General features: G+C 64.2%; 13 protein-coding genes. 1 reads left to right on the top strand and 12 read right to left on the bottom strand.

Annotated elements, in window-relative coordinates; genetic code table 11:
* Nucleotides 1-12 precede the first annotated feature (12 nt).
* The 8 genes from AC3LCN_RS03185 to typA are packed head-to-tail and all read right to left on the bottom strand — an operon-like array spanning nucleotide 13 to nucleotide 10130.
* Entirely contained in the window at nucleotides 13-1233 is a 1221-nt protein-coding gene (locus AC3LCN_RS03185) for a M24 family metallopeptidase (RefSeq protein WP_488648643.1), read from the bottom strand.
* Entirely contained in the window at nucleotides 1233-2420 is a 1188-nt protein-coding gene (mltG, locus tag AC3LCN_RS03180) for an endolytic transglycosylase MltG (protein WP_488648642.1), read from the bottom strand. The genes AC3LCN_RS03185 and mltG overlap by 1 nt, the downstream gene beginning before the upstream one ends.
* Nucleotides 2417-2923 (bottom strand): Holliday junction resolvase RuvX, encoded by a 507-nt coding sequence (gene ruvX, locus AC3LCN_RS03175; RefSeq protein ID WP_488648641.1) that lies wholly within the window; start codon nucleotides 2921-2923, stop codon nucleotides 2417-2419. Before ruvX ends, mltG begins: the two co-directional genes overlap by 4 nt.
* Complete coding sequence (alaS, locus tag AC3LCN_RS03170; protein WP_488648640.1) at nucleotides 2920-5649, bottom strand: alanine--tRNA ligase; 2730 nt, start codon at nucleotides 5647-5649, stop codon at nucleotides 2920-2922. The genes ruvX and alaS overlap by 4 nt, the downstream gene beginning before the upstream one ends.
* Before the next feature lie 30 nt (nucleotides 5650-5679).
* A complete protein-coding gene (locus AC3LCN_RS03165) occupies nucleotides 5680-5949 on the bottom strand; it encodes a hypothetical protein (protein ID WP_488648639.1) in 270 nt (89 codons plus the stop codon).
* The gene (gene mnmA / locus AC3LCN_RS03160; protein WP_488648638.1) at nucleotides 5946-7106 is read right to left on the bottom strand and encodes a tRNA 2-thiouridine(34) synthase MnmA; all 1161 of its coding nucleotides are present in this window, start codon (nucleotides 7104-7106) and stop codon (nucleotides 5946-5948) included. Before mnmA ends, AC3LCN_RS03165 begins: the two co-directional genes overlap by 4 nt.
* On the bottom strand, nucleotides 7103-8257 hold the full coding sequence (locus tag AC3LCN_RS03155; RefSeq protein ID WP_488648637.1) for an aminotransferase class V-fold PLP-dependent enzyme: 1155 nt from the start codon (nucleotides 8255-8257) through the stop codon (nucleotides 7103-7105). The genes mnmA and AC3LCN_RS03155 overlap by 4 nt, the downstream gene beginning before the upstream one ends.
* 10 nt (nucleotides 8258-8267) lie before the next feature.
* Entirely contained in the window at nucleotides 8268-10130 is a 1863-nt protein-coding gene (gene typA / locus AC3LCN_RS03150) for a translational GTPase TypA (RefSeq protein ID WP_488648636.1), read from the bottom strand.
* Nucleotides 10131-10173: 43 nt separating this feature from the next.
* Here typA and AC3LCN_RS03145 point away from each other — a divergent pair, with 43 nt between their 5' ends.
* Complete coding sequence (locus AC3LCN_RS03145) at nucleotides 10174-10704, top strand: hypothetical protein (RefSeq protein WP_488648635.1); 531 nt, start codon at nucleotides 10174-10176, stop codon at nucleotides 10702-10704.
* Here the strand turns inward: AC3LCN_RS03145 and aspS are convergent.
* The 4 genes from aspS to AC3LCN_RS03125 all read right to left on the bottom strand — a co-directional run.
* Nucleotides 10701-12557: an aspartate--tRNA ligase gene (gene aspS / locus AC3LCN_RS03140; RefSeq protein ID WP_488648634.1), complete on the bottom strand. Its 1857-nt coding sequence runs from the start codon at nucleotides 12555-12557 to the stop codon at nucleotides 10701-10703. The two genes, AC3LCN_RS03145 and aspS, sit on opposite strands and share 4 nt — an antisense overlap.
* Before the next feature lies 1 nt (nucleotide 12558).
* Nucleotides 12559-13833 carry a histidine--tRNA ligase gene (gene hisS, locus AC3LCN_RS03135; protein ID WP_488648633.1) on the bottom strand — a complete coding sequence of 425 codons (1275 nt, stop codon included), beginning with the start codon at nucleotides 13831-13833 and terminating at the stop codon, nucleotides 12559-12561.
* Nucleotides 13830-16085 (bottom strand): RelA/SpoT family protein, encoded by a 2256-nt coding sequence (locus tag AC3LCN_RS03130; RefSeq protein ID WP_488648632.1) that lies wholly within the window; start codon nucleotides 16083-16085, stop codon nucleotides 13830-13832. The genes hisS and AC3LCN_RS03130 overlap by 4 nt, the downstream gene beginning before the upstream one ends.
* On the bottom strand, nucleotides 16082-16981 hold a 900-nt coding region (locus AC3LCN_RS03125; RefSeq protein ID WP_488648631.1), incomplete at its 5' end, for a glutamate ligase domain-containing protein. The genes AC3LCN_RS03125 and AC3LCN_RS03130, both read right to left, overlap by 4 nt.

Below are 16981 nucleotides of genomic sequence, written 5' to 3'. Positions count from 1 at the left end.
GCATTCTAGCCGTCAGCCGACGATTATGGGATCTGACGGGAAGCACGTCAGGAGTTGCAGCGTTCCCTTCGTGGCATCAACGGCAACAAGGTCTTCAATACGTATGCCGATCCGATCCTCGAGATAGATGCCAGGCTCAACGCTAAAGACCGTTGGCGACGGGAGCGGATCCGCGCTTGCGGCACGGTAGAGGCTGGGGGCCTCGTGCGTCTGCAGCCCAATGCCGTGGCCGAGACCGTGGTCGTAGATACCCACGCCAGCGCCCATGGCTCGCCGCGTCTCTTCGTCGCAACTGCGACCTGAAGGCATCGCGGCGCTGGGCCCAGCGATGGAGCGTCGCAAAAGGTCGAGGGTTGCCGCCTGCCCGCGATGCACCTGTTCGTAGAGTGCTAGATCCGCATCACTCGCAGCTTCCACAAAGAGGGTCCGGGTCATGTCGCTGCGGTAACCGGCAACCTGCGCGCCAAAATCGAAGAGGATTACTTCGCCGCGCACCAATGTACGTGCGCTTGGGCTCCCATGTGGCAGCGCGGCGTTGCCGCCAGCCAGGGCGGCCACATCGAAGGCGAGTGCCTCGGCGCCGTCCTCGCGCATGCCGCGCTCGAGCGACCACGCTAGCGCCACCTCGGTGACGCCAGGTCGAATCTGCGGCAAGAGGCGCGCAAGCGCACGGTCCGCAACGGCACAAGCCGCAGTAATGCGCTCGATCTCGGCTGGCTCTTTGCGGGCCCGTTGAACGCCGCCGAAGCTCTTCACCGCCACAAGCTCCACGCCAGACGCAGTCGCACCGATGCGCTCCCAGACGGCGTGGCGCACCGCCTGCGGGTCGAGCCCGCAGCGTCGTACGCCATGCGCCACCAACCAACGCCCGATCGTTTCGCCCGCGTCACTTCCATAGTCGAGTGCCGCAGCGAGTGGCGACTCGCGTCGCGCCTGCACCGTGTAGCGCGAGTCAACGAGCACGGCGAGATCGTCGCCGCTCACCAAGAGCCAGCCACTGGAACCGGCAACAGGCTCTTCGTTCGGTCCAAACTCCATTCCCGAGAAGTAGCGGGCATCGGCGTGCGAGGTCAGCAGCAGCGCATCGAGGCGCTCCTCTGCTGCACGAGCTCGGAGCGTGACAAGTCGGCCAGGTCGCGCCGCATGATCGGACGCGTGCCATCGTTCAAGATCGTGCGCTGTTGGGGCTAGAGCAAACTCTCCCGACAGTGGCAGCGCTGTGCGCGCGCGCATCACTTCCAGCCGTACTTTCGAGCCTTCGCTTCATGTTCGGCAAGCGTCTTACTGAAGTCGTGTCGGCCACCGCTGTTTGGGATCAGTACGAAGTACAGCTCCTTGCGACTCGAGTTCGGCTCGCGCGCGGCAATGATGGAGGCCAACGTTGGAGAGCAGAGCGGTGCTGGCGGAATGCCGCCACGCACGAAGGTGTTCCACGGCACGAGATCTGCTGGCACGCGAGGTGGGATCAGCCCCGAATACGGCTTCGCTGGAAACTTCCAGAATTCGTAGTTCGCCCACTTTGACAACTTCATTTTGCGCAGCGCCGCGGAGTCGGCAACCCAAATGATGGACGGGTCAGCAAAGAGTCCCTGCCCGAGTTGCAGCCTATACGTGTAGACGCCGGCCATCCGTGGCCGCTCATCATCCACGGCGGCCTCCTTCTCCACGATGGAGGCGAGCGTCAGGATCTGATTAAAGGAATATCCCCCAGAGCTGCCGCGATATTTCTCGGGCACCTGCTCTGCAAAGCGATCGAGCAGGACGCGCACGAACGTCTCCGCGGATGCCGAAACAGGGACGCTCAAGGAGCCTGAGCCGAGGCGGCCCTCCAGGGTTCCCCCCTTCGGTAGATCGAGCCACGGGTAATCGGCGATCAGTGCGGCGCTCGGCTTGCGCAGGATGGTCAAGACATCTGCTGGCTCAAACGGCAGTTCAAGCGTGGTGAGCTTGGCCACGATCTGCTCAATGCGAAGACCACCCCGAATATCGACGCCGAGCATTGGCTCACGATACGGATCAGTCAGCGCAGTTGCAACCTCGGCGGGTGTCATGGATGCTGCGACTTTGAATATGCCAGCCTGAAGTTTCCCGTCGAGACCAGCTACGCGCACCGCATAGATAAAGCCAATCTCGTCGGCGATCAGCCCAGCATCGTGCAACTGGCTGGCAATGGCAGCAGTACCTGTGCCTGCGGCAATTTCCACCGTTACCAGGGTGGTGTCGCTTCCGGCAGGTTCGGTTGTGCGCGTGCCGAGGCGCTCCTCAATGATGTCGCTAATGATCGGTAGCGTGGCGATCCCTGGTGAGCGCACACCGGCTGTCACGAGTGCGTCGCCTATCAGTGATGGGGCGACAACGCGGAATAGAACGAGAGTGAGCGCGAGCCCTACTGCTAACTTCACCAGGGCAGGGCGCTTCATGTCGCTGACTCTCTCAGGTCAACGGCCAGAGTGGTTGGATCGATGAGCAGCTCTGGATTGAGCGCATCTTCTAGTATCAGCCGTGCCGCTTCTTGATCGACGGCAGCGCGGCGCGCCTCGCGTCGGGCTGGACCCGGTGCGCCGCCGTTGCTCCCCCGTGCCGCGCGGCCGAGCGATGCCTCGGCGCGCTGCGACGAGTAGCGCTCATCAACGAAGGTGATTGGCAGTTGCAGAGCCTCGGCAACCTCGGTCGCCCAGTGCAGTGTGGCGGTGGCCTGGGGGCTCACGCTCCCATCGCTGTGCAGTGGAAGCCCCACCACAAGCTCCGTCACGCGCCCCTCTGCGACGATCGTGCGTAGTCGCTCGGCGTCAGCTGACGCGGTGGGGCGACGCATCATGGTTGGGATTCCACGCGGTACTGCGGAGTCTTCACGAATGGCGAGGCCGATTCGCCGTTCGCCGAGATCGATGCCGAGGGAGCGGCGTGGCGGCGTAGCGCTCACGAACGTGTCACCGCGACGCCGAGTGCCTGCGCGAGAGCTTTTACCGCCTCGTCAGCGCTGCTGCCAACGGCGCCGCGACCCTGCCCCATCACCGGTCGTCCCCCTCCACGCCCGCCGAGTGCGGTCGCCGCAGCGGCGGCGAGTGCGCCAGCGTCATGCGCGGCACTCCCTTCAACAGTGACGAAGATCTCTGGGCTTTCAGCGGGGCGTACGAGCGCAAGGACACCAGCGCCTATCTTCTTGCGGAGCTGCTTGGCGGCCTCCTTCAAGGCCTCGTCACCTTCAACATCAAGCATCGCGACAAGGATTGAGAGCGCGCCCTGCTTGGTCGCCTGCGTTGCGAGAGCGGCGAGGTCAATACGGGCTGAGCCGCCAGCCTTGGCGCGACGCTTCGCCTCTTTCAACTCCGCCTGCAGGGCGGCAATGCGCTGCGGCACCGTGTGGGCATCTTGGGCGCCCGCCGCCTCAGCGCTCGCCTCAAGGGTGCGCGACTGCTGCCGCAAGTATTCGTCGGCGGCAGCCCCAGTGAGCGCCTCAATACGGCGGAGGCCAGAGCCGATGCTTCGTTCGCTCGTGATCACGAAGCTCCCGATCTGGCCGGTGGCGCGACAGTGAGTGCCGCCACAGAGCTCGTGCGAGTACTCCTCCATGCGCACGGTGCGCACGACCTCGCCGTACCTCTCATCGAAGAAGGCGTCGGCGCCAGCCTTGACCGCCTCGCCCATGCTCATCTGCGCCACGACGACCGCCATATCCTCTCGGATGGCTCGTCGCACCTCGGCCTCCGTCTGATCGCACTCATCGCGCGTGAGTGAGCGCTCCAGGGGATAGTCGAAGCGCAGGTATTCGGGGTGCACGAGCGAGCCGCGCTGCTTCGCATCTGCCCCCGCAATTATGCGGATTGCTCGGTGTAGAACGTGTGTCGCTGTGTGGTTGCGCATCGTGGCGGCACGACGTACCGGCTCGACACGCATGCTGACGGCATCTCCCACCTTGAGTGGTGCCGCAGCGCGAATCGTATGCACGGTGAGCACGCCAACTGGGCGCTGCGTATCGCTGACCTCCGCGAGCAGCTTCCCGCGCGCGTCAAGGATTTGCCCCGCATCACCAACCTGTCCGCCGCGCTCCGAATAGAACGGGGTGCGACCAACAATCAGTTGCCCCTCGTCGCCTGCCGCCAACGAAGTGACCTCGGCGCCGTCACGAAGGAGAGCCATGATTGTGCTCTCAGCGTCAAGTTGTTCATAGCCGACGAACTCCGTTTCGCTCACACGTCGCAGGATCTCTTCATAGAGCGCGGTCGTGACGGCGATCTCCGCAAGGGCGGCCTTCTTGCCGCCGCGGCTGCGTTCACGCTGCTCGGCAAGGGCGCTCTCGAAACCGGCGCGATCAACAGCGACACCGCGCTCAGCGGCGAGTTCAACGGTGAGATCGATCGGGAAGCCGTAGGTGTCGTGCAGCTTGAAGGCAATCTCGCCGCCGAGCGTTGGACTTGCAGCGGGTAGATCATCGGCGCGACGGCCAACGACGCTCTCCCCTGCGCCGAGTTCGGCGAGCGCATCGCCGAGCAGGCTCGAACCGGCATCGAGCGTGCGTGCGAACTGCGCCTCTTCGCGCTCGATCCCTTCAAGGATCGCTGTCTCTCCATCGTGCAGGTACGGATACGAAGGCCCCATGATCGCCACGACTTCCCGGGCGATTGCGCCAAGGAATGGCTTAGTGATGCCGAGGAGTCGCGCATGGCGCACCGCGCGACGGATGATGCGGCGCAAGACGTAGCCACGCCCCTCATTCCCTGGTCGCACGCCGTCGGCGAGCAAGAAGGTCACGGCGCGCGAGTGATCGGCAATCACCTGATAGCTGAAGCGCTGCGCGTCAAACTCGGCCATCGAGTGCTTCGTGATCTTGCGCATCGCCGCGTGGATCGGCAGGAAGAGGTCGGTGTCGTAGTTGGAGAGCACCTGCTGCGAAACGCTGGCAAGTCGCTCAAGGCCCATACCAGTATCGACGCTCTTGAACGGGAGTTCGGTGCGTCGGCCATCAGGGTGCTGCTCGTACTGCATGAAGACGAGATTCCACACCTCAAGCCAACGCGGGCAGTGCTCGGAGTGATCTGGGAGACAGTCGGCACCGCACGAGAGATCTGCACCACGATCGAAGTGGATCTCTGAGCAGGGGCCGCATGGACCCGTTTCTGCCATGCGCCAGAAGTTGGCGTCGTTCCCCCTGTCGACGTCGCCCCATCGTGCGAGTCGATCGGCGGGCACGCCAACCTCCTTCAACCAGATGTCGGCCGACTCGTCGTCATCGCTATACACCGTGACCGCGAGGCGATCGGCAGGGATCCCCGCCTCGACGGTGAGGAACTCCCAGGCCCAGAGGATCGCGTCGCGTTTGAAGTAGTCGCCGAACGACCATGAGCCGAGCATCTCAAAGAGGGTGTGGTGTCGTGGCGTTCGGCCGACCTCTTCGAAGTCGTTGTGCTTCCCCGCTACACGGAGGCAGCGCTGGTAGTCGACGGCGCGGCGATACGAGCGGGTCTCAGCACCACTGAAGAGCTCTTTGAACTGCACCATCCCCGAGTTCGTGAAGAGGAGGGTGGCGTCGCCAGCGGGAACGAGAGAGGCGCTCGGCACCTGGGTGTGCCCACGCGCCTCAAAGAACGCCACGAACCGAGACCGAAGTTCGGCGGCGCTCTGCGTTGGGATTCGGGGATCGCGTTCCACGCTCGGAGTGTACCCGAGGGGATCGCCGCCTTAGGGTCGCTGTCCTCGCTCCCAATCGGTCGCAATCCGTGCGGTCAGCCGCTCACCAAGCAGCGCACCAATGAGCGGGGCTGGCCACGCCGTGCCGCCCACGGGGTAGAGCCCGCCCAACAGGCGCTCTGCCGCCACCTGAAAGAGGAGGGCGCCGACGACTGCACCGAGGAGCCCAACAGGGAGGGCTGCGCGCGCGGAAAGGAGCCACCCAGCCAGCAACGCGACACCAACCGAGAGGGCAATAAGGAGCGGCGCCGGCTCAATCATGCGGAGCGTTGTAGGCGGGCGATTCGCGCGCCGGCCACAAGCGTCTCCCCGTCGTAGAGCACCACCGTCTGCCCTGGCGACGGCGCCCAGAGCGGATCGTTCAACGCAAGTGTTGCGGCACCGCCACCAAGGCCCGTCACTGTGCCCTGCGCAAGCGCACCGCGATGTCGAATACGCGCCAGGCCCTGCACCTGCGCACCGCTGGCAATGAGCCCCTCTGGTGTTGCGGCCTCGACAAGTGGAATGCTGCGCACGTCGAGCGCTGCACGTGGCGCAACGGTGATCCGATTCGTCACTGGATCTACAGAGCTGACATAGCGCGCCGAGACACCGCTCCCGGGGAGGCCCCTGCGCTGCCCAATGGTGAACCCTTCGCTTCCGGCATGCGTTCCAACAACAGCGCCAGATTCGTCAACGACCTCACCCTCGCCGCGTGCAGCGCCGCGTTCACTCAGAAGGCTGCGGTAATCACCATCTGGAACGAAGCAGATCTCTTGGCTCTCCGGCTTCTCTGCGGTGACGAGACCACGTGACCGGGCTACCTCGCGCACTTCGGGCTTCGTCATGCCGCCGAGCGGGAAACGCGCGCGCGCGATTGCAGCACTGTCGAGTCCGTGCAAGAAGTATGTCTGGTCCTTCTCGGCATCAACAGCGGCACGCAGTCGCCAGGAGCGCCCGTCATCGGAGACGGCGCGACGTGCATAGTGCCCGGTGGCAACAGCATCACAGCCGAAGAGGGCGCTCCCCTTGCCAACGAGTGCACCGAACTTCACCGCCGTATTGCAGCCAACGCAGGGGCTTGGCGTCTCACCGCTCTGATACGCCGCAACAAATGGCTCCAAGACGGCATCGGCGAACTCTTGTTCAAGGTTTTGAATGTGGAACGGGATGCCGAGATGGTCGGCAACGCGACGCGCATCATCGGCGGCATCAAGGGTGCAACAGCTCTTGCGATGTCCATCACGCTGATCGGCGACGCTGTGCAGTCGCATCCACACGCCCACCACTTCGTGGCCCGCCTCAACTAAGAGAGCAGCAGCCACTGATGAGTCGACCCCACCTGAGAGTGCAACGAGTACGCGCTCCGGTGCGACTGCCTCTGGTGCCGCCTGCCAACCTGCAGGGAGCGCGCCGAGCGGTGATGTTGTGAGCGTCATGCTGGCACCGCCGTGCGCACACGCTCTAGCACGGAGCGCACCACCGTTGCCGCGTGGCGTGCCTCCTCCACTGTGCAGGCGCGCCCAATGGTGAGGCGTAGGCCACCACGTGATTCACCCTCGCTATGCCCCATTGCGCGGAGTGCCTCAGAGGGCTCGCGGGATCCGCTAATGCACGCTGACCCTGTCGAAGCGGCAATTCCCGCATGATCGAGTGCAGCGACGAGATCGTCGCCGAGCGCCCAGCCCGCCGCATATGAACGATGGCCAGTGAGGCGCGTCTCAGATCTAAATGGTGCGCCGGTCGGCACCAGCCCGAGCGAAGCAAGTGGGCCGAGCGCATCATCAAAAGCGTTGGTGAGCGCAGTGAGGTGCTGGCGTGTCTGTACGGAGTGGAGACGGTGCGCGCGATACGCGGCGGCGAATCCCGCGGCGAGCACAACGGCCTCGGTACCACCGCGACGCCCGCGCTCCTGACCGCCGCCAACGACGAGTGGCCGCACCTTAGCATCTGCCGCACTGATCAACGCGGCGATGCCGAACGGCCCGCCGACCTTGGCGGAGCCAACAACAAGATGCGCAGCTCCGGTCGATTGGGCGTCAAGCGCGTGGTGGTAGGCAGCCTGTACCGCATCAACCACGAGAGCTCTGCCGCCGGATGCACGCCATCCAGTGACGAACGTTGCCCATGGCTGGATGGTGCCGACCTCACCTGAGGCGAGCGCGAAGAGCCCCACGGCTTCAGCGCGATCGGCGCGTAGCGCTGCAACCTGCATCACACCGTGCGGGTCGAGGGCGAGCAGCTCCACAGCGCCGCCCGCGGCAGCATGCTGGGCCGCCAGGGCGCGAGATCCGCGGTGCTCCCCCGCCGTCGTGACGAGGGTGAGGGCCGGCGTCAAGGCGGAGTGGAGGCCGAGGGCGAGCGCCTCCGAGGCGGTAGCCGTAAAGGTGATCTGTCGCGGCTCCACGCTGAAATCTTGGGCGAGGCTGGCCCGCGCGTCATCAAGGATTGCTCGTGCCCGTCGAGCCTCGGTGTGGCCGCCGTTTGGATTGCCGATGCCAGCACGCTGCAGGTCCGCCATCAAGTCAACAACCTCTGGGAGCGTCGGCGATCCCGCCGCGTGGTCCAGGAAGAGTCGGATTGGCGTCATCGAACGAAGGCTACTGTGACTCCCGCATTTCGGCGCGGCGGCCCGCGTCACGGCGCCGGTCGTTCTCGTTCAACAGGCGCTTGCGCAGGCGCAGCGCTGAAGGGGTCACCTCAATGAGCTCGTCTGGGCCGATGAACTCGAGGGCGTTCTCTAGCGCCATACGGCGCGGCGGGGTCAAGCGAATCGCCTCATCGTGCGAGTGAGTGCGCATATTGGTGAGCTTCTTCTCACGGACCGCGTTCACATCCATGTCGCCAGGCTTCGCGCTCTCGCCAATGATCTGCCCCTCATAGGTCTGCTCGCCCTCATTGACGAAGAGTTCGCCGCGCTCCTGAATGCCGTAGAGCGCATAGCCAGTGGTCATACCTGTGCGGTCGGAGATGAGGCAGCCGTTCGTGCGATGTGGGATCTCGCCAACCCACGGCTTGTAGCCAGCGGAGAGCTGATGGATCAGTGCGGTGCCGCGCGTCTCGGTCAGGATGCGACCGCGTACGCCGATCAGGCCGCGCGTTGGAATCAAGAAGTCAACGCGGGCGCGACCGTCTGCACCGTGCGAAATGTTCTCCATGCGCGCACGACGCTCAGCCATGATGCCGGTGATGACACCAACGAAGTCGACTGGCACGTCGATCGTGAGCTGCTCAAATGGCTCCTCAATGCCGTTCTCGGTTCGATGAAGCAGCACCTCCGGTCGTGAGACCTCAACCTCAAATCCTTCGCGACGCATCTGCTCAACGAGGATCGCGAGCTGCAGCTCGCCGCGGCCGCGCACCTGGAATGCTTCGCCTGAGTCGGTAGGGCTGACCTCAATCGCAGGGTTGCCGAGCACCTCTTTTTCGAGTCGGGCCTTCAACTGTCGTGAGGTGAGGAACTTTCCGTCCTTGCCACCGATCGGGCTCGTGTTGACGCCGAAGGTCATCTGCAGCGTTGGCGGATCAACATGGAGTCGCTCAAGTGGGCGCGGATCAGCTGGGTCGGTGATCGTCTCACCAATCTCAACGTCGGCGAGCCCAGCAATGCCAACGATTTCGCCAGGGCCGGCCTCAGCAACTTCGACGCGCTCGATCCCCTGCGGCAGGGTGAGGCTGGTGACGGTTCCGCTGACGGCGCTCCCCTCGCGAATGATGGTGATCTTGGCACCCTTGCGGACAATACCGTTGCGAATGCGACCGACAGCGATACGGCCGACGAAGTCGTTCGCGGCGAGGTTCGTGATCAGCACCTGCAGTGGGTGGCCTGGCTCGTGCATCGGTGCGGGGGCGGTAACGAGAACGCAGTCGAGGAGTGGGATCAGGTCGGTGCCAGGCTGCTCCATGTCACGCGTGGCGGTACCGGCACGGGCATTCGTATAGACGATTGGGAAGTCGATCTGCTGCTCGTTCGCACCGAGGTCAAGGAAGAGCTCGTAGACCTCGTCGATCACCTCCTTGATGCGCGCATCGGGGCGGTCGATCTTGTTGATGACGAGGATGACGGGGAGCGATCGAGCCAGTGCCTTCGAGAGGACGTAGCGCGTCTGTGGGAGTGGCCCCTCGGAGGCATCCACCAAGAGGAGGACTGCATCTACGGCGAGGAGGCTTCGCTCCACCTCTCCGCCGAAGTCGGCGTGCCCTGGGGTGTCGACAATGACGACGCGGACCCCCTTGAAGTCGATGGCGGTCTCCTTGGCGAGGATCGTGATCCCCTTCTCGCGCTCAAGGTCACCGCTATCCATGACGCGCTCAACAAGCTCTGCATTGGCTCGGAAGGCGCCATTCTGGCGGAGGAGGCTATCGACCAGGGTGGTCTTGCCATGGTCAACGTGCGCGACGATACCGACCGTGCGGATGCCGGTTTGCGCGACGAGACCTGCGGGTGGATTAACTGTGGTCATCGGGAGATTCTCGCACGCTTCGCCGACCCGTATACTTCTCGGCATGACCGTTGCTGCGCACATCATCATTTCAGGCCCTCCGATAGCCCCTGGGGTCGCCCGCCCAGAGCTCTCGCGACTGGTTGAGGCCGCCTGGTCTGGCGGTGCACATCCGATCCTTATTTCGGGCCTCACGACGGGCGAAGTCGCGCCCACCTTGAGCCGCGCCACCCTCTCGGGCGAGCACGCCGCTGTGGCCGCAGATGCGTTCGGTGAGGTCGCAGGGACGACGGCGGTGATCACCCTGCCGTTGAGCCATGCGGGCGTTGATCCGGAGACGATTACGGCGCTGATTTCAGGGCATGGCCGACAGGGCGAGCAGGTACTCGTCGCAGCGCGAAATGGAGAGAGTGGCCCGATTCGTCTCACACCCATCGAGCACGCCGGTTTGCCCGAGATGCAGTTGGAGTGCGGCGATGAGGGTGCGGTCAGCCCCTCTGATGGCCGCGCTGCGCTGGCCTACGAAGCGCCACCTGCGGATACCAACGCCGTTGACCCTTGGGAGCGGCGCGGCGCCCAGGCCGAGGAGCGCTAGCTCTTAACTGAACGCACCGAGAGGCCGAGTTCGGCCCACTGCTTCGCGTCTGGCTCAGATGGCGCTTCGAGCATCAGGTCGCTTCCCGACTGCGTCTTCGGGAAGGCCATCACTTCGCGAATGTTGATCTGGCCGGCGAGCAGCGCCGCCCATCGCTCAACGCCGATGGCGATGCCGCCGTGTGGCGGTGCGCCGTATTCGAAGGCATCGAGCAGCGCACCAAATTTTGCTCGTGCATCCTCAAGTGAGTGACCCATCAGTGCGAAGGAACGCTCGAGGAGTGCGCGGTCGTGGATGCGAATCGAGCCCCCACCAAGCTCCCAGCCGTTGAGCACAATGTCGTACTGCTGCGCAAGTGCTCCGGAAGCGGGATCGCTCTCGCTGCGCTTCGCAGGATCGCCCGACGTGGTGGCGAGCAGGTTGAGATGCTCGGGAACAGGCGCGGAGAATGGATTGTGCGTTGCATCCCATCGACCCGACTCGGACTCCCACTGATACATCGGGAAGCGGTGCACCCAACAGAAGGCGAGCACATCGGGATCGGCGAGTCCCATCTCGAGCGCAACCTCGACGCGCAGACGACCAAGTACTTCGGCCGAGAGGATGCGCGGACCAGCGACGATCAGGAGCAGGTCACCCTCGGCATGCGTTGCTTTGCCGCCCGTTTCCGACCAGAGTGCGGCGGTTGCTTCTGGGGAGAGGAACTTGGCAATCGGCGAACGAACCTCGCCATCCGGCTGTAACGCAATCCAGACGAGGCCGTTCGCGCCGTAGCGCTTGGCGCGCTCGGTAAGGTCATCAACATCGGAACGAGTGATCGCACCGCGGCCGGCAACGCGAATGGCGCGGATGCGTCCACCGCTGGCGCGTGTCTCATCGAACACCTTGAATCCGGTGCTCTCAGGGAGCACTGCACCGAGATTGATCAACTCCATCGCAAAGCGAATGTCGGGTTTGTCGGAGCCGTAGCGCTCCATCGCCTCGTCGTAGGTGAAGGTTGGCAGGGGCAGCTGCTGAATTGGGCGATCGGGTCGGATGCGCTTCGTCACCTGGATCACCATCGCTTCGACGTAGGCGCGCACGCTCGCCTCGTCCACAAAGCTCATCTCGATGTCAAGCTGGGTGAACTCTGGCTGACGATCGCCGCGCAGGTCCTCGTCGCGGAAGCAGCGGGCGATCTGGAAGTAGCGGTCAAAGCCCGCGACCATCAAGAGCTGCTTCATCTGCTGCGGCGACTGCGGCAGCGCATAGACACTCCCCTGCTGCAGCCGTGATGGCACGATAAAGTCCCGCGCCCCTTCAGGGGTCGACTTGATCAGGATTGGCGTCTCTACCTCAACAAAGCCGTGCTCGTGATGCACTTCGCGAATGGCCTGCACCATCGCGCTGCGCAGGAGGATCCGGTCGCGCAGTGGCTCACGGCGCAGGTCGAGGTAGCGGTACTTCAGCCGCAGGCTCTCGTCGACGGGGGTGTCGGTGTCATTGATATAGAAGGGTGGGGTCTTGGCCTGTGAGAGCACGGTCACGCTCTCACCCGCGACCTCAATGCCGCCGGTGGCGAGCTTCTCGTTCTCGGTACCCGCACGTCGTGCTGCGACGGTCCCCTCAACGGCGATCACCCACTCGCTCCGCGCGTCGGTGAGGGCGGCGTGCGCTTCGGGGGCGACGGCGGCGTCAACGACCACCTGAACGATGCCATAGCGATCGCGAAGGTCAATGAAGAGGAGGCTGCCGTGGTCACGTCGGCGGTGGACCCAACCGGCGAGCCGTACGCGTCGACCAACGTCGCTTGGGCGCAGTGCGCCGCAGACGTCGCTCCGTAGGCCCGTGGTCAGCTTTGCCGCGTCGGTCATGCTACCCCTCGTTCTGCACCAGGCGAAGTGCCGCGGCGATCACGCCGCCACGCTCCGCTGGCTCCGCCTGACTCGCCTTGACGAGATCTCGCAAGGTGAGGCGCCCATCTGGCTCGACGATGATGACCGCCAACGCGCCATCGCGCACGGCGCCCTCCAGCTGCTTGCCGATCTTGCGTGTGCTGACGTCGGCACGTGCGCTCGCCCCCGCAGCTCGCAGTTCGCCGGCGATCGCCACGCGGCTCGCCACCGAATCGGGCTCAATGCCCGCGACCACAAGTGCGGGGCCGCTCGCGGCTGCGGGTAGAAGTCCGCGCGCCGCAAGCGCGAGCACAACACGGTCGATGCCGATGGCAAAACCGATCGCAGGGGTTGGCGTGCCCCCGAGTAGTTCGACGAGTCCGTCATAGCGACCGCCACCGCCGAGCGCCCCCTGCTGACCCTGCTCTCCCGGGAGGAGGTACTCCCACGCGGTGCGGGTGTAGTAGTCGAGGCCGCGAACCAGTCGCGGCGCTGGGAGAACAGTGGTGCCAATCGTCGCCAGTCCCGCGGTGACCGCCGTGTAATGCGCCGCACACTCGGCGCAGAGGTGATCGGTAATCACAGGTGCGCTCGCTGCACGCCGGACCACCGCAGGCTCTTTCGAGTCGAGAAGGCGCAGCGGGTTCGTGGCGAGTCGTGACTGATCCACCTCGGTCAGCTCCTGCGACACCGGCGTGAAGTGAGCGCGCAACCTCGCAACGTAGTCAGGGCGGCAGGCTGGGCATCCGACAGAGTTTAGATGCACTTCAACATCAGTAAGGCCCAATTCGCGCAGGTAGGCGGCGCCGAGCTCGATCACCTCGAGGTCAATTCCTGGTCCACCGTCGCCGATTGCCTCAATATCAAATTGCGTGAACTGTCGATAGCGCCCCTTCTGCGGACGGTCGTAGCGGAAGAGCTGCGCAACAGTTGCAATGCGCACGGGCTGCGGCTGTGAGCGCATGCCGTGTTCGATGTAGGCCCTAACGGCGCCCGCGGTTGCCTCAGGCCGGAGCGCCAAGGTGATCGCATCGTCACCACGCGGCTCTAGGCGATAGAGCTCTTTCGCAACGATGTCTGAGGTGCCACCAACGGCGCGTTCGAAGAGTGCGCTCTCCTCCGCGATAGGCAACTCGATGCGTGCGTACCCGGCGGCGTCTGCGGCGGCCCAGGCGCGATCCGTGGCCCAGCCGTGCGCTGACGCAAATGGCTCAAGCAGGTCGCGAAGTCCGCGAGGAGACTGGAAGCCGCTCACTGGTGCTGCTCCCGCGAGACGCTCCGAACGCCACGAACGCGCTCAAGTCGGGCCATCAGCCTGGCAAGTTCGCTAATCGAGCCGACAGCAAGGGTCATCAACATCTCCGCATTCGTTTGGCCTGTCGTCTGCACAGTAGCGGACAGGATGTTCACCTTCTGCTCTGCTACCACCTGGGTGATCTCTGAGAAGAGGCCGGTGCGGTCGAGTCCCTCCACGCGAATCGTCACTCGGTAGCTCTCCGTGGTGGCTGGCGTCATCTCCCACTCCACATCAATGAGGCGCGACGCCTCTCGGGCGGAGGTTGCGGCGTCGCAGCTGGCGAGGTGCACTGTAACCCCCTTGCCACGCGTAATGAAGCCAACGATGGGGTCACCTGGGAGTGGACGGCAGCAGCGGCCAAATCGCGTCAACAGGTCGGGCACACCCTTTACGCGGATTCCGCCGGTTCGCTCAGCTGGGGCGATCGCCGCTGCACTCGTGCTCAGCGGCAACAGTAACTTCGCGTCGTCGGAGGCAACGCCGAGCCGCGAGACGACCTGCTGTGGACCAACGGCACCGTAGCCGATCCCCGCGTAGAGATCATCAACGCTCCCCTGGTTCAACTGCTTGGCGACCTCCTCAAGGCGATCTCGGCCGATCGACTCAAGGGTGGTGCGGGCGAGGCGGCGTAGTTCACGCTCCAGAGACTCACGACCGTGCAGGACATTCTCGTCCCGCTCCTGGTGTTTAAACCACTGGCGAATTTTGTTGCGGGCCTGTCGCGTAGTGGCCACATTAAGCCAGTCGCGACTCGGCCCATGCTTCCCGCGCGCCGTTACCACCTCGATGATGTCGCCCGACTTCAATCGATACTCCAGCGGCACCAGGCGATTGTTGACCTTCGCACCAATGCAACGGTGACCGATATCGGTATGCACGAGATAGGCGAAGTCGAGCGGCGTTGCGCCGGCCGGAAGCTCTTTCACATCACCCTTCGGCGTGAAGACGTAGACCTGATCCTGGAAGACATCAAGCCGAACGCCCTCAAGGAACTCTGAGGCGTCGGTGACGTCACGCTGCCACTCAAGAAGTTGGCGTAACCAAGCGAGTTTTGCGTCATAAGCGGCGTCTGGTTGCGTTCCGTCCTTATAACGCCAGTGCGCGGCGATCCCAACTTCGGCAACCTCGTGCATTGACCTGGTGCGGATCTGCACCTCGAGTGGGCGACCGTCGAGCGCCACGACCGCAGTGTGGAGACTTTGATAGAGGTTGTTCTTCGGCACGGCGATGTAGTCGTCGAATTGATTCGGAATCGGTCGCCACACGCTATGGACCGCACCGAGTGCGGCGTAGCAATCGCGAAGGTTCTCGACAATCACGCGAATGGCGTAGACGTCGTAGATCTCCGAGAAGTCGCTCGATCGCCGCGCCATCTTCTTGTGGATTGAGTAGAGGTGCTTCGCGCGGCCGGAGAACTCCGCCTCGATCCCAGCCCGCTCGAGTTCAGGCTTGAGGATGGCGATGGCACGATCAACGTAGTCAGCACGCAAGTCCCGTCGAAGCTCAACCAAGCTCGCCAGTTCGTGATACCGCTCGGGTTCGAGCGCCTTGAAGGCGAGATCCTCGAGCTCCCACTTCATCTGCCAGATACCGAGACGCTCTGCGAGTGGCGCGTAGATCTCAAGCGTCTGCCGGGCAATGCGGCGCTGCTTCTCTGCGGGGAGTGCGGCGAGGGTGCGCATATTGTGCAGCCGATCACCAAGCTTGATCAGCACCACGCGAATGTCTTGCGACATGGCAAGGAACATCTTCCGAATGTTCTCGGCGTGCTGTTCTTCTGCGCTCATTGCAGAGAACTTGCTCAATTTGGTGACGCCATCGACGAGGGTGCCGACCTCATCGCCGAAGCGCTCTGCGATCTCGGCGGTAGTTACCAACGTGTCCTCTGGAACGTCATGGAGCAGTGCGGCGACGAGGGTGGCTGCATCAAGCCCGAGATCGGCAAGGATCAGCGCCGCCTCAGCGGGGTGGGTTACATACGGCTCACCCGAGGCACGCACCTGTGTGCCGTGTGCCTCTACGGCGAAGAGGAAGGCATCATCAACAAGGCGTGCCGCCTCCGCCGTACCGATGCCCGCGGCCACCTTGTCACGCAGCGCCTCGCGGAGTGACTCGACCGGTCGGGCAAGTGCGCGGACCTTGGCGATAGGATCCGCGGCGGGGCGCTTGGCCCGAGGCGTCTTCTCTACTGGCTGCGGCTCAATGCTCATAGTTTCGGAGAATAGCCGAGCGACGCGAGCGCGCTACGCGCCGCCGCCGCCTCATCCCAGGCCTCGTCAACGCCGCGGCGTTCAATCGTTCGCTCATGCCCCTTCCCTGCCAGAAGCACGACGTCACCTGGTTGGGCGGCGCCGATCGCCGCACGAATAGCGGCGGCACGGTCATGAAGGATCTCGAGGCTGCTGCCTGGGAGCGGAGAGGCGGCAAGAAATGCAAACCGAATGGCTTCCGCGATGCGATCAGGATCCTCGCCCCGCGGGTCCTCATCGGCGATCCATACCAAGTCAGCACCCGTTGCGGCTTGCCCGACCGCCGAACGTCGGCCAGGATCGCGCTCACCTGCAGCACCGGTAACGAGCAGCAGGCGCCCCTCGGGGCTGCACAGCTCGCGCGCCACCGCCACCGACGCCGTCAGTGATGGACCTGTGTGCGCAAAGTCGACAATCACACGGAACGGCTGCGTGCCCTCGATCAGCTGACTTCGGCCGGGAGGGCCAACCTCAGCCTCAACCGCGGCGATTGCTGCGGGGAGTGGCAGGCCCCATGCGGCGACGAGCGTAAGCGCTGCGGCCGCGTTCGCGGCATTGATGCGTCCGGGCATCGTGAGGTGCAACTCCGCCATCACGCCGTTGATCAGCACCTCGTGATCCGAGTAAGCATCAAAGCGAGCCACCTGCAACCCGGCAGCCGCAGCCACATCGGCGAACGGCTGCACGGCAGGGTCACTCGCATGCACCACCACCACGCGCGGCAGTTGGCGTGCGTGACTCGCGGCGCTGCCCACTGTTCTCGCCACGAGCTTCGCCTTGGCGGCCCGATACGCATCGAGGCTCGCATGGAAGTCAAGATGGTCTGGCGAGAAGGTCGTGTAGATTGCCGCGGCAAA

It is taken from the genome of Candidatus Limnocylindrus sp. (genome assembly GCF_040397215.1).
Classification (GTDB): domain Bacteria; phylum Chloroflexota; class Limnocylindria; order Limnocylindrales; family Limnocylindraceae; genus Limnocylindrus.
Note: the sequence above shows the minus strand (reverse complement) of the source record. Positions and strands in the feature narration are given on the sequence as shown.